Origin of the sequence: Cytobacillus sp. NJ13 (assembly GCA_030348385.1) — a bacterium.
In the GTDB taxonomy this organism is placed as follows: Bacteria; Bacillota; Bacilli; order Bacillales; family Cytobacillaceae; genus Cytobacillus.
This window is the reverse complement of the sequence record JAUCFP010000006.1, coordinates 4,243,359-4,262,239: the sequence shown is the minus strand read 5'-3', so window position 1 is coordinate 4,262,239 and position 18,881 is coordinate 4,243,359. Positions and strand designations below refer to the sequence as shown.

Annotated in this window: 20 protein-coding genes; 6 read left to right on the top strand and 14 right to left on the bottom strand. The window is 42.4% G+C overall.

Translation table 11 applies throughout. The features are described 5' to 3' along the window. Positions 1–7 precede the first annotated feature (7 nt). The 5 genes from thrB to yutH form a co-directional block, all read right to left on the bottom strand. A complete protein-coding gene (thrB, locus tag QUF73_21120) occupies positions 8–943 on the bottom strand; it encodes a homoserine kinase (GenBank protein ID MDM5228628.1) in 936 nt (311 codons plus the stop codon). Then, positions 940–2,001, bottom strand: a complete 1,062-nt coding sequence (thrC, locus tag QUF73_21115; GenBank protein MDM5228627.1) for a threonine synthase — start codon at positions 1,999–2,001, stop codon at positions 940–942. The genes thrB and thrC overlap by 4 nt, the downstream gene beginning before the upstream one ends. Continuing rightward, entirely contained in the window at positions 1,998–3,296 is a 1,299-nt protein-coding gene (locus tag QUF73_21110; protein MDM5228626.1) for a homoserine dehydrogenase, read from the bottom strand. The genes thrC and QUF73_21110 overlap by 4 nt, the downstream gene beginning before the upstream one ends. A 207-nt stretch (positions 3,297–3,503) precedes the next feature. Next, positions 3,504–4,466, bottom strand: a complete 963-nt coding sequence (locus tag QUF73_21105; GenBank protein ID MDM5228625.1) for a D-glycerate dehydrogenase — start codon at positions 4,464–4,466, stop codon at positions 3,504–3,506. Between the two features lie 72 nt (positions 4,467–4,538). Then, positions 4,539–5,546 (bottom strand): spore coat protein YutH, encoded by a 1,008-nt coding sequence (yutH, locus tag QUF73_21100; protein MDM5228624.1) that lies wholly within the window; start codon positions 5,544–5,546, stop codon positions 4,539–4,541. Positions 5,547–5,801: 255 nt separating this feature from the next. Here yutH and QUF73_21095 point away from each other — a divergent pair, with 255 nt between their 5' ends. After that, complete coding sequence (locus QUF73_21095; GenBank protein ID MDM5228623.1) at positions 5,802–6,305, top strand: phosphatidylglycerophosphatase A; 504 nt, start codon at positions 5,802–5,804, stop codon at positions 6,303–6,305. Between the two features lie 32 nt (positions 6,306–6,337). On the opposite strand, the gene QUF73_21090 is transcribed toward QUF73_21095, so the two are convergent. The 4 genes from QUF73_21090 to QUF73_21075 all read right to left on the bottom strand — a co-directional run bounded on the left by QUF73_21090 (position 6,338) and on the right by QUF73_21075 (position 9,697). Then, positions 6,338–7,105, bottom strand: coding sequence for a TIGR01457 family HAD-type hydrolase (locus QUF73_21090; protein ID MDM5228622.1), 768 nt, complete (start codon positions 7,103–7,105; stop codon positions 6,338–6,340). A 183-nt stretch (positions 7,106–7,288) separates the two neighbouring features. Next, positions 7,289–7,915 carry a winged helix-turn-helix transcriptional regulator gene (locus QUF73_21085; protein MDM5228621.1) on the bottom strand — a complete coding sequence of 209 codons (627 nt, stop codon included), beginning with the start codon at positions 7,913–7,915 and terminating at the stop codon, positions 7,289–7,291. A gap of 72 nt (positions 7,916–7,987) precedes the next feature. Continuing rightward, positions 7,988–8,428: a DUF86 domain-containing protein gene (locus QUF73_21080; protein MDM5228620.1), complete on the bottom strand. Its 441-nt coding sequence runs from the start codon at positions 8,426–8,428 to the stop codon at positions 7,988–7,990. Between the two features lie 15 nt (positions 8,429–8,443). Continuing rightward, on the bottom strand, positions 8,444–9,697 hold the full coding sequence (locus tag QUF73_21075) for an EAL domain-containing protein (protein ID MDM5228619.1): 1,254 nt from the start codon (positions 9,695–9,697) through the stop codon (positions 8,444–8,446). Positions 9,698–9,992: 295 nt separating this feature from the next. Here QUF73_21075 and QUF73_21070 point away from each other — a divergent pair, with 295 nt between their 5' ends. Continuing rightward, complete coding sequence (locus QUF73_21070) at positions 9,993–10,259, top strand: DUF3055 domain-containing protein (protein MDM5228618.1); 267 nt, start codon at positions 9,993–9,995, stop codon at positions 10,257–10,259. Positions 10,260–10,361: 102 nt separating this feature from the next. Then, positions 10,362–10,649: a cytosolic protein gene (locus QUF73_21065; GenBank protein MDM5228617.1), complete on the top strand. Its 288-nt coding sequence runs from the start codon at positions 10,362–10,364 to the stop codon at positions 10,647–10,649. Positions 10,650–10,729: 80 nt separating this feature from the next. Here the strand turns inward: QUF73_21065 and QUF73_21060 are convergent, their stop codons facing one another. Further along, positions 10,730–11,005 (bottom strand): YutD family protein, encoded by a 276-nt coding sequence (locus QUF73_21060; protein ID MDM5228616.1) that lies wholly within the window; start codon positions 11,003–11,005, stop codon positions 10,730–10,732. Positions 11,006–11,171: 166 nt separating this feature from the next. On the opposite strand from QUF73_21060, the gene QUF73_21055 reads away from it, so the two are divergent. Then, positions 11,172–11,858, top strand: coding sequence for a YhcN/YlaJ family sporulation lipoprotein (locus tag QUF73_21055; GenBank protein ID MDM5228615.1), 687 nt, complete (start codon positions 11,172–11,174; stop codon positions 11,856–11,858). Positions 11,859–11,994: 136 nt separating this feature from the next. On the opposite strand, the gene lipA is transcribed toward QUF73_21055, so the two are convergent. Further along, positions 11,995–12,912 carry a lipoyl synthase gene (lipA, locus tag QUF73_21050; protein MDM5228614.1) on the bottom strand — a complete coding sequence of 306 codons (918 nt, stop codon included), beginning with the start codon at positions 12,910–12,912 and terminating at the stop codon, positions 11,995–11,997. A gap of 258 nt (positions 12,913–13,170) precedes the next feature. On the opposite strand from lipA, the gene QUF73_21045 reads away from it, so the two are divergent. Then, positions 13,171–14,121 carry a M23 family metallopeptidase gene (locus tag QUF73_21045; GenBank protein ID MDM5228613.1) on the top strand — a complete coding sequence of 317 codons (951 nt, stop codon included), beginning with the start codon at positions 13,171–13,173 and terminating at the stop codon, positions 14,119–14,121. Positions 14,122–14,167: 46 nt separating this feature from the next. Here QUF73_21045 and QUF73_21040 read toward each other — a convergent pair whose 3' ends face one another. Then, on the bottom strand, positions 14,168–14,275 hold the full coding sequence (locus QUF73_21040; protein MDM5228612.1) for a methionine/alanine import family NSS transporter small subunit: 108 nt from the start codon (positions 14,273–14,275) through the stop codon (positions 14,168–14,170). Continuing rightward, a complete protein-coding gene (locus tag QUF73_21035; protein MDM5228611.1) occupies positions 14,275–15,792 on the bottom strand; it encodes a sodium-dependent transporter in 1,518 nt (505 codons plus the stop codon). The genes QUF73_21040 and QUF73_21035 overlap by 1 nt, the downstream gene beginning before the upstream one ends. 461 nt (positions 15,793–16,253) lie before the next feature. Between QUF73_21035 and QUF73_21030 the strand changes: the two genes are divergently transcribed. Then, positions 16,254–17,135, top strand: coding sequence for a YsnF/AvaK domain-containing protein (locus tag QUF73_21030; protein MDM5228610.1), 882 nt, complete (start codon positions 16,254–16,256; stop codon positions 17,133–17,135). Positions 17,136–17,221: 86 nt separating this feature from the next. Here the strand turns inward: QUF73_21030 and QUF73_21025 are convergent, their stop codons facing one another. After that, positions 17,222–18,799, bottom strand: coding sequence for a Na+/H+ antiporter NhaC family protein (locus QUF73_21025; protein ID MDM5228609.1), 1,578 nt, complete (start codon positions 18,797–18,799; stop codon positions 17,222–17,224). Between the last annotated feature and the right edge of the window lie 82 nt (positions 18,800–18,881).

Below are 18,881 nucleotides of genomic sequence, written 5' to 3'. Positions count from 1 at the left end.
TTTTTATTTATACTATATGGCCGACTTTCAGCTCAGCTGGGCTTTTTTTTAAAACAGTGCTGCCTTCCTGATCAATTTTAAGGCAAAGGATTTCCATTTCCGGGAGAACCCGCTGAAGCCCTTCAGCCACAGCTGGAGCACATTCTGGCTCAGCAAGGCAGAGAACCGCCGGTCCAGCACCGCTTAACGCAACTCCAAATACTCCGAGTCCAGGTGCTGCTTTTTCTATGACTTCCAAATGCGGAACCATTTTCTTTCGGTAAGGATGGTGGAATAAGTCTTCACTCATCATCTTGCCTGCAAGGGAATAATTCCCGCTAAGCAGAGCTGCTACCATGACATTGCCGACTGCCCCAGCCTGTACGGCTTCTTTAAAAGACCATTCTTCAGGCAGGACGCCTCTGGATTCCTTTGTAAGGAGCTCTTCTTTTGGCACCACTGCTATAACATCAAATTTTATATTTTTAATGCTTTGAACAGATACCTCTTCCTCTGACATGCAGCCAATGACAAGGCCTCCGAGAAGGGAAGCTCCAGCATTATCAGGATGCCCCTCCATTCGTGATGACAGTTCAAGCTTTTCATACTGACTCAAGCGAAGATCACAAAGCGCGTCAGCCAGTTCAATTCCTGCTACAATGGCAGCAGCGCTTGATCCAAGTCCCCTTGTGAGGGGGATATCACTTGAAATGCGGGCTTTGCATCCTGGAAGCTCTCTTCCGTACTTCTTTGCGGTATCCATTGCAACTTGAAAAATAAAATTCGTTTCATCTGAAGGGTAAATGCTTAGCGGCTCTGATAAAGGAACCATTTCAAACGTATCTGCCCTCTCGGCTTCAAGCGTCAAATATAAATTTAAGGCGAGGCCGATTGAGTCGAAGCCAGGTCCGAGATTTGCCGTGCTGCCCGGTACTTTGATGACAACCATTTCACCTTCGCTCATATGTGAACGGCTCCCTTGATATGATCTGCTACTGCTTTTTCATCGTTAGGCAGCGAAACTGGTTTAACAGGGCTGCAATCAATGGCTGTATTAGGATCCTTCAGTCCGTTCCCAGTCAGGATGGCCACAACCTTTGTTTTAAGCGGAATCTCTCCATTGCGCAGCTGTTTATATATCCCCGCAAGCGAAGCACATGAAGCTGGCTCAGCAAAAATCCCTTCAGATGAAGCAAGTTTACGATACATGCATAGAATCTCTTCGTCGCTGACTTCATCAATTTTTCCATTTGATTCAGACAGTGCTGCATTGGCTAAGTGCCAGCTCGCAGGATTTCCGATTCGGATGGCTGTGGCAATCGTTTCGGGATTTTCAAACACACGGTTATGAACGATGGCCGCAGCACCTTCAGCCTGTACTCCATGCATTTTCGGAAGTCCTGTACCCCTTGCTTCATTGTATTCTTTAAACCCTTTCCAATAGGCAGAAATATTGCCTGCATTACCCACAGGCAGAGCAAGGATGTCCGGAGCGCCTCCAAGCTGGTCGCAGATTTCAAAGGCCGCTGTCTTCTGGCCCTCAAGACGATACGGATTAACCGAGTTTACGAGAGTAATAGGTTCTGTTTCGCTTATTTTCCGCACCATTGCCAGTGCCTGGTCAAAATTACCTTCAATAGATACGACTTCTGCTCCATACATAACAGCCTGTGCCAGCTTCCCCATGGCGATTTTTCCTTCTGGGATGACAACCACACATCTCATGCCGGCTCTGGCTGCATATGCAGCCGCAGCTGCAGAGGTATTGCCGGTGGAGGCACAGATGATGGCGTCACTTCCTTCTTCTTTTGCCTTTGCAACAGCCATAACCATGCCTCTGTCTTTAAATGAACCTGTTGGATTTGCGCCTTCCGTTTTCACATAGAGGTCAATGCCCCAGTCCCTCGAGAGTTTATCCAGCCTGATCAGGGGAGTGTTGCCTTCATTTAAAGTAAGCATTGGTGTATTTTCATTAACAGGCAAATAATCTTTATATGTTTTTATAAGGCCTTCCCATCTCATACTCTGGCGCTCCCTTCCACACGATACGAACTTTTGATTATTTGGACTGCCGGCAAATCTCTTAAACTTACTAAAATATCCTCATAATCCTTTAAAGATGCCTGGTGGGTAACCAGCACAATCTCAGCAAGCCCTTTTTCTTTTAAAGGAAGCTGCAGGATTTTTTCGAAGCTGACATGATGCTCAGAAAAAATGGATGTGATGTTGGCAAAAGTCCCTACCTCATCTTTTACATGCAATCTTAAGAAATACTTCGAATATATTTCATCTGCACCTTTTAATTTCTTATCATATTGCGGGGCTACCGCACTTTTTCCATTTACGCCAAGACGCATATTTTTCATGACGCCAACGAGATCCGATACCACAGCTGTAGCTGTTGGCAGACTCCCCGCCCCAGGTCCGTAGAACATCGTTTCCCCTACCGCTTCACCGTAGACATATACAGCATTGTATTCATCCTGAACCAATGCAAGCGGGTGAGACTCGGTCAGCAAAGTCGGCTGGACACTTACTTCCACCCTCTCCCCCTCCCGATGGGCAATCCCGATCAGCTTCATCGTGTAGCCAAGCTGCTTGCCGTACTGCAGGTCCTCTTCTGTAATCTCTGTAATGCCTTTAACCTTTACGTCATCAAGGTCAATATTCATGGAAAAACCAAGTGTTGACAGGATCGCCATTTTCCTTGCTGCATCAAGGCCCTCCACATCTGCAGTCGGATCGCTTTCCGCATATCCCAGCTGCTGGGCTTCTTTCAGAACTTCCTCATATGCGCTCCCATTCTTGCTCATCTTTGTCAAAATAAAGTTCGTTGTCCCATTCACAATTCCCATCATTTTTGTAATTCTGTCTGAAGCCAAGCCATCTACCAGCCCTCTTAAAATTGGAATGCCGCCGGCAACACTTGCCTCATAAAAGAGATCACACCCGTTTTGCGCTGCAGCTGCAAGCAATTCAGGTCCATAAACAGCCATTAGATCCTTATTTGCCGTCACCACATGCTTGCCATTATCCAACGCTTTCTTTAAATGATTTCTTGTTTCTTCTATGCCGCCCATTACTTCAATTACTACATCAATATCAGCATCATTTAAAATGTCTTCAGGATTTAGCGTCAGCAAATTCCTGTCCACTTTAACTGCTCTTTCTTTATCTGCATCTTTAACAAGAACTCTCTTTACAACAACCGGACAGCCGACTTGGTGCATGAGCTTATCCTGATGTTTCTCAATGATTTGCACGACACCCGATCCAACTGTTCCTAACCCTAATAAACCGATTGAGATTGATTCCACGCTAGCTCCCCCTTTAGTGTTCACTATGTAAGTACATTTGTATTTGTATAGTAGACATTATAGGGGTCAAGCGGCGTTTTTACAATAGGCAATTTTCCGAAAATAATATGTGGAAGCGCTTAACATACTGTTTTATTGCGCTTTTATTTTTTGAATTTTTTTTATCTATCAATAAAGGCACCCTGCTTTAGGGTGCCTTCATCACTTCTATTTGACTGGTGTCTTTGGTTTCTTTTCTGAAAGGACAAGATCAATGTTTTCCACACACAGCTGCATCATGGCATAGCGCGTTTCTATACTGGCACTTCCGATATGGGGCATAGCCACCACATTTTCCAGCTCCAACAGCGGATGGTCTGCACCAATTGGCTCCTCCGCAAAAACATCCAATCCTGCAGCTGCAATCTCTCCAGCATTCAATGCTTCATATAAATCTTGTTCATTTACAACCGGTCCTCTGGAGGCATTCACAAAAACAGCCTTGTCTTTCATCTTCTGGAATGCATTTCGGTTAAATAAATTTCTTGTTTCTTCTGTCAAAGGCGTGAGGCAGACAACGAAATCTGAGCGTTCGAGCAATTCATCAAAGCTGACATATTGGGCTCCGAGTTCCTGTTCCGCATCCGGCTTCCTCGAGCGGTTGTGATATAAAATCTCCATATCAAATCCAGCTGCACGCTTTGCAACTGTTTTCCCGATATTCCCCATCCCTACAATCCCGATTGTTTTATGATGCACATCCTGACCTGCCAAAAGCAGCGGACTCCAGCTCTTCCAATTGCCTTTCTTCACAAATTCAGCAGCCTCCACCATTCTGCGGGCAGCAGCGAGCACAAGTGCAAACGTCAGGTCGGCAGTTGAATCATTTAATACCTCTGGCGTATTAGTTACCGTGATTCCGAGTCTTTTTGCTGTCTCAACATCCACATTATCATAGCCAACAGCCATATTGGCTATGATCTTCAGCTTCCCTCCTGCTTTCAGAACTTCCTCATTCACCGGCTCAGATAGCATAGTTAAAAGGGCATCTGCTTTTCTCGCCTCTTGTAAGAATACATCGTAAGGAACCGGCACATCTTCCCAATCCCACATTTCAACTGTGTACTTTTCTTTTAAAATGGCAATAACATCTTCAGGCAGCTTCCTGCTGATAAATACGTATGGTTTCATAAAAATATCCCCTCTTTACATTATCAAGCTTATGTTCCTTTCGCCAAGAAAGAGGTATTTCCCTGCCTTTTTTCAGCTCTTAATCCAATTCACCAGAGGTATCCGGAGTTTTTTGATGGGAACCTCGGCAAATTCGAAAAACCCCCCCAGAAAACGCTCATGGTCATCAGATTGCCAGAGATACTTCTGCAGGCGCTCCTGAAGCACTAGTTTCTGCTGTTCAGAATCTGCGCCATAATAATTTTCTACTGTTTCAAAATAATGGAGAGGAAATAATAGACGAGCGTAGTAAAGCCGCCATGAGAAGGAGGATAATGGCCCTACACTTTGATATTCCGATAAAAATTGGCGGAGATCCGGCTGATACGTTTTAATATTATGGAAGTATTTTTCTCTCGTCCATTCCGCCAAATCTCTGGATGAATGGTCAAATACCCAGTCAAATGGATTTTTCATATAATAATTGTCTCCCCAGGTGGCCGATGTTAGTCTTATATGACAAACGGTTCCGCTGTCTGCCATTTCGGGTTCGTCATCAAGCTCTGTATCCACAAGATATTGAATCGAATTTTCAGCCAGCCCCATATAGTATGGAAACGACTCTAAAAACATTCTCTCAAAATCATTTTCAGGTTTTTGGAAAAGCATCTCATTCCACACTTTTTCCATTTGGTCCAGCCGCTGTTCCCAAAGCTGTTTCCATTGCCCGATTCTGCTCGTTTTTTTCACTGGAAATGAAATGCTCCTGCCTCTGTAATGGAACTTTGCCAGCTTTCGCCCAAACTGATTTTGTTTTCTGCTCAGTGTATGCCGATTAACAAGAATGCAAAAGCGGCTATCGTTCCAATCAATTGACTGTTTGCCTTCCTTCGTTTTCAAAAAAGTGCTTATGTTCCTATCCCCGTTATTGGAAAGGTGTTCAGCCATTTGGTCCAGTTCTTCGAGTTCTTCTTCATCTGTATGCCCCGCAGGCACAAGTAAATAGAGCTGTCCCTGCTTTCGGCAAGCATCATATTTTCCGATTCTCATCGTATCCTCTGCTTCTATGCCAAATTGTTCTTTCAAAAGTGTTCTAAACATTATACCACCTCATTTTGAGAGATCCTTATGGGATATATATGATAGAAGACTTTAAAACTTGTTGTTTTCTTGGATAAGACTGTGTACCATGGAAATGATATAGGAAATGAAATTTTTCCGTTTCAGCGGCAGCGGGCATATTTGATAAAAAAAGGGTATATACATAGTGAAAGAATCTAAAAGTGCATAACACAGGACCTTACGCTGGGCCTGGACTTTCCCGCAATTATTTAATAACCAGAAAAGGTGAAGCCAATGAGTGAAGAAAAAAAAGCAGTTAACGTTACAGAGCAGACAGCACGTAAATGGCTCCATGAAAGAGGGGTAGAAATTCAGGATATAGCTGATTTAGTGTTCTTCCTCCAAGAGAAATATCACCCCAATTTACAGATGAAAGATTGCATTTATAATGTTGAGCGTGTTTTATCAAAAAGAGAAGTCCAAAACGCTATTTTAACAGGCATTCAGCTTGATATGCTGGCCGAGGAAAAGAAGCTCTTAGAGCCGCTGCAGTCGATTATCGCTACAGATGAAGGGTTATACGGAGCGGATGAAGTATTGGCCTTATCCATTGTAAACGTATATGGTTCCATCGGATTTACCAATTTTGGATATATCGATAAATTGAAGCCTGGCATTCTGAAGGATCTGAACGATAAGAGTTCAGGAAGATGCCATACCTTTCTCGATGATATTGTAGGAGCTATCGCTGCAGCCGCTTCGAGCAGACTGGCACATAGTGCCGAAAATGTGGAATAGAAAAGGATGGAGAGTTATTCTCCATCCTTTTTCTACTTAAAGTCCCAATCCGCTAATGATTCGAGCACAAACTCAGGCTGTTTGTCATACCCTTTCAATAACTCTTTCGTTGTTACACCCGTATGGACAAGCAAGGTATCCATACCGGCATTCATTCCTGCTAAAATATCCGTATCATAGTTATCCCCAACCATCAGGGTTTCTTCCTTAGCTGTTCCCAGCACCTTTAAAGCCTGCTCCATGATAATCGATTCCGGCTTTCCGATAAATACAGGCTGTGTTTGTGTTGATACAGTGATGACAGAGGTTAGTGACCCATTACCCGGAAGCAGCCCTCTTTCTGTTGGAATGGCAATGTCTCCATTTGTGGAAATGAATGCTGCTCCATTCCGTACAGCCAGACAGGCGATGGATAGCTTTTCATAGTTAATGGAGCGGTCAATCCCCACCACAACGTAGTCCGCATGCTCCTCAGCAAAGCTTAGCCCCTTTTCAGCCAGCGCTTCCCGTATTCCTTCTTCTCCGATCACATATACAGAAGCATCTTTTTGCTGTTCATATATATAGTTGGCAGTGGCCATGCTCGTTGTAAAAACCTGACCCTCTTCGGCAGGGATGCCAAACTTCACAAGCTTATCCGCCACCTGGGCTGGTGTTCTGGACGAATTATTCGTCACAAACAAATATGGCAGATCTAGTTCCCGAAGCTTATTGACAAAATCAGCTGCCTCACTGATCAGCTCTGTTCCGCGATACATGGTGCCATCTAAATCGATTAAGTAACCTTTATATTTTTTCACAGCCATCACTCCCAAATGATCTATGCTTTAATTAGTATCCCTATAAGTTTTGCTTTTCAACTTGGCTATCGCCCATAAAAGCTATCTTAAAGGAACGTGGTGAATTGTGCAATTTTTCACGATTGCAGGGATTTAATAAAGCGGTAATATCCGCAAAAAAACTCCTTGAACAGGAGCCCTCGCTTAATCTTGCTTTATAATATAATGACAGCATCCATCACCCGCAGCCATGCAGGATTTGATATCAACATTATCAGCAGAAAGAAAATCTTTAATAAACTCTTTTTCAGACCTGCAGATTTGTTTAAATTCTTCTGCAGTTTCAATATACGGGCAATTAAATTCTTTGAGATGGACTTGGCCATCCTCTATTCGCACTTCCGGCATAAAGCCGTCAAGCAGGAGGAGGCCCTCAAGTACTTGAAGCTTTTCTGAAAAAGATTTCCCCGCTGTCTGAATCTCATACTGCTGAACGAGGCGATTTTTTCTTCTGGAAAACATCTCTGTAATTAAATGGCCCTGCCCCATGCTTTTTAGTTCTGTTAATAATTCAACACTTAGCTGCTTATATTTTTTCGGAAACAGATCTTCTCCTTTTGCCGTTAGCTGATAAAGCTTTGAAGGGCGCCCTTTTGTTTGCCTCTGGATTGCAGACGTAATAAAGCCATCTTTTTCGAGAGCCTGAATATGCTTTCTAACGGCCATTTCTGAAATTCCCAGCTCTTTGGCCATTTCCAGTATGGAAAGTTTTCCTGCTGTTTTGATTAACCTCAAGATCACTTCTTTTGTTGAGTTTTCTCCAAAATGCATGACATTCACCGCCCTTCTCTTTATTCAAGCCTAATATGCTCCTTAGAGAAAAAGATCGGATTTCTCCGATCTTTATTGAGGTTTAAAAGCAGAAACCGGTCCCAGTTCATTGATTAGATACTCCCTGACCCGGCCAGGAAACTCTTTGATCATGGGCATATGACTGCTTATAGCTGTTTTTAGTCCCTCATGATTAACGTCTGTGTAATTTTGGACGAGCATTTTACGATATGTAATGAATTGTTTAAAGCTTTCGCTCATTTCTTTGCTGATAACCTTTTCGTCATCAAGAATATCCACGATATCATCGTAGCTGCCTGGATCCCTCATGATAAAGCCGTCAATCATCGTATTCCCAGTATCAAGGATAGCTTCGATCATAATTTGGGCAATCCGTTCCAAGGCTGCCTTTTCAATAGGGGATGTCCACTCTTTCACTTCTTCAAAAAGGGAGATTTGCTGTTCCAGATAACTAAGTGTGTCTTCGATCTTTTCCCTGTCTACGAAATACATAATGCTTCCTTCCTCCTATGAAGATTTCAGGCTCTTGGTTAAAGTATCCGGCCGAGCGTAGAAATATCCCTGAGCTAAATCGACATTGTTTCTGGAGAGAACCGATGCCTCCCCTTCACTTTCAATTCCCTCGGCAACCACCAGTGAACCAGCTTCTTTCGCCACTAAAAGAAGACCCTTCAGCATGGATTCTTTTACCCTGTTCGTATCAATGCCTTTAATGACGGAACGGTCGATTTTTATAATATCCGGCATAATCTCACTTATGGAATTTAAACTGGCATAACCTGCACCCGTGTCATCCACAGCCACCCGAAATCCTAATGTTCTTAATACCTTTATATTGTATATAAAGTTTTCAATACCTTCAATGGGATCACGTTCAGTAATTTCAAGTGTGATCTGCTCAGGGGGAATATTTTTATAGCCGGTGAGCATTTTCTTCACATCCCTGACAAACCTTTCATTCCCTATTGTAATCGGGGTGAAGTTAATAAATATATCCTGTGTGCAGCCAGTCTTGGTTATCTGTTCAAGTGTTTTCTCAAGTACGATAAGCTCCAGATCATAAAGGCTGCCCGTCTGCCGCGCAATGGTAAAAAGCTGAAGAGGACTTTCCAGGGAAGTTCCGCTCGGACCTCGTGTGAGCATTTCCCATGCCTTTACCTCGCCTGTAGCCACATTAATAATCGGCTGCGCCAGCATTTTGATATCCTTTTTAGCTACAATCTTATTTATTTTGTACATCATTTCATTAAACTCGGATCTGACCCTTTTTTCGGCCATTGCAAGTGCATGCTGATGGGCTTTGTAAACTGCTTCCTGAACAGACGAATAATACTTCTTTTCAACAAACATATATCCCGCATCAATAATCGGCTTTATATGAGGTGCATCATTATGTATGTATTTTTCAGCTTCCCTGACAATTTTTTTCAGTGTTTGATCAATTTCTGTCACACAATCCCTGCTATGGTCCACTTTCAATATCAAGGCAAGGCCATCGCTATAATGATCATGCACGATAATGATTTGATTATCTTCAAGTTCCTGCTGAATGACAGCCAAAAATATTTTCTTGATATATTTTATAAACTGTCTGAAAGAAAGCTCACCCAGCTGTTCGGACAGGTCTTGCCAATTTTTAAAATTAAAAACAGCTACGGCCACTTCAAAACCTTGTTTCAGCGCCAGATTTACTCCTTCTGCAACCGGGTCACGAACAATGAATTGGGGAGGGAAATACTTTATCTTATTTAAAGGAAGCATAAGTTTGCCCCAATTTCTAATCGGCTTGAATCTTTTTAAGTAATGGTGGACCATTCCTTTCATTCCTCTCAGGTGCCATCTTTATTTTTAAATTGCCTATAAGCCTTTATTACCATGCTACCCTACCAGCTATTGTATCACAATATTTTGAATTGAGTATTTTTTCCTTCAATAGAAAAAAATATAAATTCAGCCAATCAAAGGTGAAAAGAGAAAAAAGAATCATCCCCTTCGAACATAAACTTAACAAGGACATGCTATAATCGGTATATAAAACAACTAAGGAGTGTTATATTTGGCAGAACGCTTTTTCTTATATGATGATCTCGAAGATACAAAAACCAGATTTGTCAGCTTTATGGGAGAAAACCAGCGATTCGATTTGGCTATTGTTCGTTCCGATCGCTATTACGGCAAACAATTGGTCCTTGATATCCAGGGAAGCCGATTTGCCATTATTGGAGAAGATGATTTAAAGGAAGAAGGCTATCTTGAACATGTATTTCAGCTTTCTGAGGAAGATGCAGAGGAGCTTAAGTCATTTCTGATGGAAATCGTTTAATATACGATAATAAACAGATACTAAGGGTGAACCTATTTTGGTGGGTTCTCCTTTTTCTTCTTTAAAGACCCTGCTGCATATAACTTCCTAAGGAGTGATAGCATGGACGATAAAGAAAGACGCACATACACCGATTTCTCAAATGTGGAAACGCAAAGGAATTTCCTTATTCCCGAGGACTTGCCTGAAGGTGCCTATGGCTCTCCCAGAAATGCGGATGAGCCGGTAGAGAACAAAAGCACCCCATGGCGAGAGGGCCAGCGCTATTACAGTGCCTTCAACTATGAGTTTAAGTCCCTTCACCAAAACTTGCCGCGGCAAATGCCAGGGGCGCACCCGCCGCATGATGACCCTGATAAAAACGAAGAACCGCCATATACAGAGACTTAAAAAAGCGCAAGCACACTCAAGGGGCAGGCGCTGGAGCCAGACAGTTTTAAAAAAAAGGGCAGGGTTTCCCTCTGCCCTTTTTAGCTTTTCACTTTTTTCACAACAAAATAGGCACAGCCGAAATTACAGAATTCGTAAAGGTATTCGGTAAGTGTGCTGATTTTGGTATCAAATGAAGCCTTCTGGTTCTGATCATCGAAAAAACCGCGGAGACGAAGCTGTCCATATCCCCAGTCCCCAACAATATAGTCATATCTGGATAAAATATCGCTATATCTCCCCCGAAATGCTTCCTCATTGAAACCATTCCGTTCTTCCTGAATTAATTCATAACAAACATTATTAATGCAAACCATTTTTTCACCTCTTCTTAAGAGCATATGTACCAGTATTATATTGGAAATAACAGGATATGAAAACAAACCAATGAATTGTCCTAATTAAATTATAACTGATTCCCCATCAATTACTAAGAGAAAAAAATTCAGCCGTGGCAATTCTATAGATGAGGAGGTGTCTATAGTGAAAAAATCACTAATTATTCTTGGCATTAGCGGCGTGGCTGCGTTGACTGCCTGTCAAAACAATGCCGCAAAAGAAGATATTTATGAAGAAACCGGTCACACAATAAATGTAAATGACCAGCGTGCCGATTTGTATAATAGAGATATGGGCAACGGCCGAAATGGCCGAAACAATGTCAGCGAAGACTTTGGATATGTCCGCCATCAAAAAAGCCCAATCATGGGAGACAACGTTTCAGCGGACCATTATGCTGCTATTGACCGTGAACAGGTTGCAGATATTATTGGGAAATATTGCACTGAAGTGCCGAATGTGGATGATATCTCCACACTTGTTACAGACGAAGAAGTCCTGATCGTATATAACACTGACACCAAAAATCGCAATCAGACAGCTGATCAGGTTAAAAAGATGGCCATGTCTGTTGTTCCAAGATGGTATCATGTCTATGTAAGTGATGATACATCCTTAAGAAAAAATGTTGAAAACTATGCAACGGTTGATTCTGATGGCCGAAATGCTGAAAATGGCATCAACCAATTAATTAAACAAATGCTTAAATCTCCTCAAGGAGAAAGAATGAGTGAAAGTGAAAATGAAAACGGTGAAATGCAAGGCGAAAGAAATGATGATATGGATAAAGATGACCTTGGAGAAACCGTCAAAAAAGCAGGAAACCGTTAACAAAGAAAAGCGGAAGCGCCTTGCCCGCCCAAGATACCTCGAGGAGGAAGCCTGCTTGCGCTAGACAGTAATCGACGTTTAAAGTTTAATACTGAAAAAAAGAGTCCAGCGATGGCGCTGAACTCTTTTTCATTTTTTATGCTTGCTGGATTTCCTTTTCTCCCATAAGCTGCTTTTGTTTAGCTGCCGCATTTACCTGCTCATCTGCATGGTAGGAAGAGCGGACAAGTGGACCTGCTTCACAATGGCTGAATCCTTTGCTCATTGCAATGTCCTTTAGCTCCTGGAATTCTTCAGGTGAATAGTATTTCAAAACCTTAAGATGTTTTTTGGATGGCTGCAGATACTGCCCTATTGTCATAATGTCAACATCGTGAGCACGCAGGTCATCCATTACCGCAATTATTTCCTCTTTTGTTTCGCCAAGCCCGATCATCAAGCTGGATTTTGTAGGGATATCTGGCTGCATCTCTTTTGCACGCTTTAAAAATTCAAGAGAGCGCTTATATTTTGCACGCGCTCTTACTCTTGGAGTCAGGCGCTCGACTGTTTCGATGTTGTGGTTAAGAATATCTGGTCGGGCATCCATAAGCATTTTCAGGTTATCATACACACCGCCCATGTCTGAAGGCAATACTTCAATCGTAGTAAATGGGCTTTTTCTTCTGATGGCACGGACCGTTTCTGCGAAAACAGCAGCACCGCCGTCCTTTAAGTCATCTCTTGCTACAGCTGTTACCACTGCATGCTTTAAGTTCATTAGCGCTACAGAATCTGCCACGCGTTCCGGCTCCTGAAGATCCAATTCAGTTGGCAGGCCCGTTTTGACTGCACAAAAACGGCAGGCACGCGTACAAACATCCCCAAGAATCATGAAAGTAGCAGTTCTTCTTACTGCCCAGCACTCATGAATGTTGGGGCACTTAGCCTCTTCACAAACAGTATGCAGATTCTTTTCCCTCATCATTTTTTTAAGGCCAGTATAATTTTCATTCGTGTTTAACTTTATTTTCAGCCATTCCGGCTTGCGCAAGTACTCTTCTTTTTTGCCCATTTTCCCACTCCTTAAAAGACTGAAGCTAGACGTATTAAAAAAGCCAGTCATAAGCAAATTTCGACTAAGCTGATTAGGCTTCACCTGATGCCACTTTATCATAATGAATTGAAGAGGACAAGCCGAAGATTCTGGTATTACCATTAATTGATATTTATTAAATTATCCAATCCTCACAAACTAAATAAGCAGACCATACAAGAAGGGAGGATTTCCGTGCGGATTATATTTACCGCTGCAGCGGCCTTATCGTTTTTCCTGATTTCCTTATGCACAGTGAGCGCTCAAGAAAATCCAGCTGACATATATAAACAAAGAATGACCTTATATAAAAAAGTTGAAGCTGTTACGAACATCCCTTGGTATTACCTTGCGGGGATTGATCAGTACGAACGAAATGTCCGGCAGTCCAGAAGGGATATTCCCAAAGCAGAAGGCATTACAGGCATCTATTTCAAACCTGAAGAGTGGGCGGGGATTTTGAATCCAGATCCATCCGATGAGAGTCCTGCATCAATTCAATTTTTCAACGGAATAGGAATGGACGGGGACGGGGACGGAAAAGCCAGCTTGAAAAGTGATGAAGATGTTCTTCATTCCTTGGCCAATTTCCTTCTCTCCTATGGTACAGACCATGATAATTTAAAAATTGGATTGTGGAATTATTATAAGCGGGATAAAGCAGTCGGCATCATTATCGGCAAAGCCCAGATTTATAAGCAGTTTGGCCGTCTTGATCTTGATGATCACGCATTCCCTGTCCCTTTGAGAAGCAATTACAGCTACAGAAATACCTGGGGTGACGCAAGAGGATGGGGCGGAAGAAGGATTCACGAGGGAACCGATATTTTCGCTGATTACGGGGTGCCCGTCCGGGCTACATCCTATGGAATAGTGGAAATGAAAGGCTGGAACAAATATGGAGGATGGAGAATCGGCATCCGTGATATTAATAACAACTACCATTATTTTGCCCACTTAAGCGGGTTTGCAAAGGACCTCAGGGTTGGTCAAATCGTTGAACCTGGCATGTTGATAGGAGGAGTAGGAAGCTCCGGATATGGGCCTCCGGGTACATCAGGCAAATTCCCTCCACATCTTCATTATGGCATATACAAAGACAATGGCTATACTGAGTGGTCCTATGATCCATATCCCCATTTAAGACTATGGGAAAGACAGGATCGCATAAAAGCCAGAAGAAAATAAACAAAATGAAGGACTGCCCTATTTTAACCAGGCAGTCCTTCATTATTTATTTAGCTTTTTTTGCTTTAGACACGGCATTCAGGATACTTGCTGCAAGACCGCCCCAAATAATGAGCATCCCAACCACCATCATTGTAATTGCGCCACCAGACATTATTGAGATACCTCCTTATCATTTGGGATCGTAAGCTTAGTCTGTGTTTCGTTCTTTTTAATTGCCATAAACACAAAGCCTAAGATAATGGCTCCAATTGCTACTCCCCATCCGGAATAGAGAAGGAAGCTAGTAGGATACCCTTCATAATTATCTTTAATATTCGTAATAAGGTTTTGAACCATCATGTATCCAAGCACGATTGGCGTAATCCCAATTAAACATACTTTCCACCATGCTCCAAGTTTAATGTCGGACACAGCATCTGCATGGTTTTGAAGATTTTTCAATTCTTTTAATACCCAGCCAACAATCACAACCTGAACAAGTCCTGCTAGTGCAACTCCAAATTGGTTGATGAAGTAATCTGCCGCATCAAGGAAGTATAAACCGCCCTGTGTCGCAAATAGAATGGAAATAATAGCAGATAATCCGCCGCCAACAATAACAGCTTTATTACGGGAAACATTAAACTTATCCTGTAATCCGGCAACAAACGTCTCAACAATCGAAATTAACGATGTTAAGCCCGCTAATGCTAAACAGATAAAGAAAAATGAGCCGAATAAGCCATTAAAAGCAGGGAATTCATTAATGATCTGCGGAAATACCACAAATGCCAATCCTACTCCCGAGGAAACAACTTCATTAATGCCAACGCCCTGCTGTGCAGCCATGAATCCCAATGCAGCAAAAACCCCAATACCAGCAAGAAGTTCAAAACCGGAGTTTGCAAAACCAGTAATAAAAGCACTGTTTGTTAAATCTGTTTTCTTTGGAAGGTAGCTTGAATACGTCACCATGATGGCAAACCCAATGGATAAGCTAAAGAAGATCTGTCCATAGGCCGCCACCCAAACTTTAGGTTCTGCTATCATCTCCCAGTTTGGCTTAAAGAATGCATCCAAACCTGCAATGGCTCCATCCAGTGTCAATGCGCGAACAACAATAATTAAGAATAAAACTACAAGGACAGGAATAAAGATTTTGTTCGCGATTTCGATACCTTTTTTAATCCCCTTGAACAGGATTCCAAGTGTTACTGCCCAAACGATCACTAACGGAATAAATACACCCGGCACAACCCCGCCTACTTCTCCAGGTGTTTCGGCAAGCTTTAAATATTCTCCAAAGAGGAAGCCGTTTGGATCATCACCCCATTTGAGATTAAATGAGAAGCCTGCGAAAGACATTGCCCATGCGATAATAACCGCATAGTATGTTGAAATCACAAATGAGATGGCTACCTGCCACCAGCCTAACCATTCGTACTTTTTACTTAATCTAGCATAAGACAATGGAGCTGAACCGCGATACTTATGGCCAATTGTAAATTCCATAATCAGAAGCGGTATACCTGCTGTCAGCAGGGCAAACAAATAAGGGAAAAAGAATGCTCCCCCTCCATTTTCATAAGCAACTGCCGGGAAACGCCAGATGTTTCCTAGACCAATTGCAGAACCCACCGCTGCCATTATAAAACCAGCTCTGGATCCCCACTGCGGACGATTATCCATAGTACTTTCTACCCCCTGTAAATATTCCCGATTAAAATGAACAATGGGAACTTTTTATATTTTCAGATAATTAAATCTAACTAAGCCTAGTATAGCTAGTTTTTGATAGTCTGTCAAAACATTATTTTTGGAATAATAATATTTTTCTAAACAATTTGTTTTAGCACACTGACATAGTAAAGCAGCTAAGAAAATTAATATACTCCTATTTTAATTTCCATTTGAATTCCACTTAGCTAAGAGTTATTTCAACAAAGCTGATAAAGTATTCTTTGTCCTCACCCCCTTAGTAAAATTTATTCCCAAAAGCTAAAAACTTTCGTTATTTATTCAGAAAATTACAAATAAAATTATAAAGTTCCATAATTATCCTAGTTTGGTCTTCCAGGTTCCGGGAATATAACCATTGTGCTTAACCATTACCAAATATAGCATAAAGCAATATAGAGGAGGTTTTACAAATGGATGCCAATATTATCGGAGTTTATAATTCACAAAGGGAAGTAGTAAATGCCATTCAAGAACTGCAAAATGACGGATACCCTGTTCAGGATCTATCCATCATTGGACAGACAGAACACCTGGATACATCTCTTGAAGATAAAACCGGTGTTCAAACAGAAACCTTCGAGACTAAGGATAGAGACAGCAGTGAGAGCGCAGGATTCTTAAATAGTCTGGCATCATGGTTTGATGATGATCGCATGACCAGCGACTCTGCAGGGGAAAAATTCAGGGAACTGGGCATGTCTGATGAAGAAGCCCGCAAGTATGAAACTTATATAAATGAAGGAAAAATCATATTATACAGTGATAGAATGGTTACTTCAACAGGCTTTACCAATGGCGGTACAGCTGAATCCAGAGCGGACAGCACTTACACCGCCGGATATGATCAGCTGAGAAATCCAGCTGAAGAAGATGAGCAATCATTAAAGCTCCGTGAGGAACAGATGGATGTGTCAAAAGAACGTGTTCAAGCAGGAGAAGTCGAGCTCCATAAAGACGTTGTGGAAGAGCAAAAAACAGTCAATGTACCGGTAGAGCATGAAGAGGTTTATGTTGAGAGGAGAAAAGTGGATGACTCAGAAGACGCAGGCGCCTCACCTATAAGGGATGATGAAACAATCAGGATTCCTATTACAGAAGAACGAGTGGAAGTCTCCAAAAAGCCTGTTGTCACTGAGGAGATTGTTGTCGGCAAGCGAGAAGTTCAAGAAACGCAGCAGGTAAAAGAAAATCTCAAAAAAGAAGAAGTGCATCTGGAAGGCGGCCGGGAATACGTAACTGATGATGAAGATATAGATCGTACTCTTAATAGAAGAAATAATGACAACCTATGATCAAAATGGGTCCCTTCCGGGGGACCTCTTTAATCGAACACAAAAAAGGCTTTCTCTCAAAGAGAAAGCCTTTTTCTTTTGAATGATTAACTTGCCCTTTTTTCCTGCCAGGCTTCTTTTTTGCCCTGGCCAAGGAAAGCAAAAGCCGCAACTAGTACAGCCACTGCAAGTAATGCGATAACAGTGCTGCCAGTAAAGCCCATGATCAAATAACCAGCAGCTGCGATACCCGCTGAAATCAAAGCATATGGAAGCTGAGTCATTACATGGTCCATATGATTACAGCCTGCCCCTGTTGAGGAAAGAATCGTTGTATCGGAAATCGGTGAACAATGATCACCGAATACCGCACCGGCAAGGACTGCCGACATCGCCGGCAATAATAGACTAATATCTGTTGCAGCAGCAATATCTCCTGCAATCGGAAGCAGAATCCCAAATGATCCCCATGAAGTTCCAGTGCTGAATGCCATGATACCTGCAATGACAAATAGAAGGAATGGAAGCCATGAAGTGCTTAAATTAGTGCTTTCCACAATACCTGCTAAATACTTTCCAGTTTCCAGACGGCCAATTAAATCGACAATCGCCCAGGCAAACAATAAGATATAAACAGCTGGAAGCATGGATTTAATGCCTTCCCATATACCTGCGCCAAAAACATTTGCGTTAACACCCTTTAAAACAAATGCCTGGCGGAGGAATAACCCTATTGAGACGAATAAACCAATTAGTCCTCCTAGGATAAGCGACTTTGATACATCTGTGTTTTCAAAGATTTGCAGGATTGTCGCATTACCTTCAACGGCTTGTGAACCCGTCCAAAGCATGGCACCTACAGTGCCAATGACAAGGGCTATAATCGGCCATACAAGATCGCCGACCGAGCCTTTTGAACTTGTTGGAAGATCATCTTTCAGCTCACCTGGTGCCGGCTTCTCGGGATCCATCACTAATCCTTCTTCAGCAGCACGTTTTTCATGAACCTTCATCGGCCCAATTTCAAGTCCTCTTAATGCAACAATAAACACAATAGCGAGGGTAGCCCATACATAAAGATTCATTGGAATCATTTGAATAAATGCCGAGAAAGCTGAATACTCGGTAACATTATGGGCAGCAAGGATAGTTCCAATCAGCGCAATAATGTATGCTCCCCAGCTTGATACTGGTGAAACCACACAAACAGGTGCTGAAGTCGAATCAATCAAATAGGCAAGTTTCGCACGGGATACACGCTGGCGGTCTGTAATCGGACGTGAAATCTGGCCGACTGCCAGAGCATTGAAATAGTCGTCAATGAATATGATAATACCTAAAACAGCTCCGACAATCTGTGCGCCTGCACGGGTCTTGACCCGCTTCATCGCCCATTCTCCAAATGCGCGGCTTCCGCCTGAAATAGATATAAATGCAGTAATAACTCCTAATACAAGCAAGAATAAAATAATATATACATTCCAGGTGTTCAGCTCTCCGTCTGAAACAAAGATTCCTTTTACAGCATCCCAAATGATGCTGAATGTTTCTGTGATGTTAAATTCAGCCAGCAATAGTGCGGCTGTTACGATCCCCACTCCCAATGACAGCAATACGCGCCTGGTCAGGATAACCATGGCGATTGCTACCAAAGGCGGCAGCAGGGAGAAAATCGTGTTTGCCATTACTTGTCCTCCTCTTGTTTTTTTGGATCACTCCACAAAGGCGTGTCCGTCTTTCAATCGGGGGAACAACAAGGATGATGAC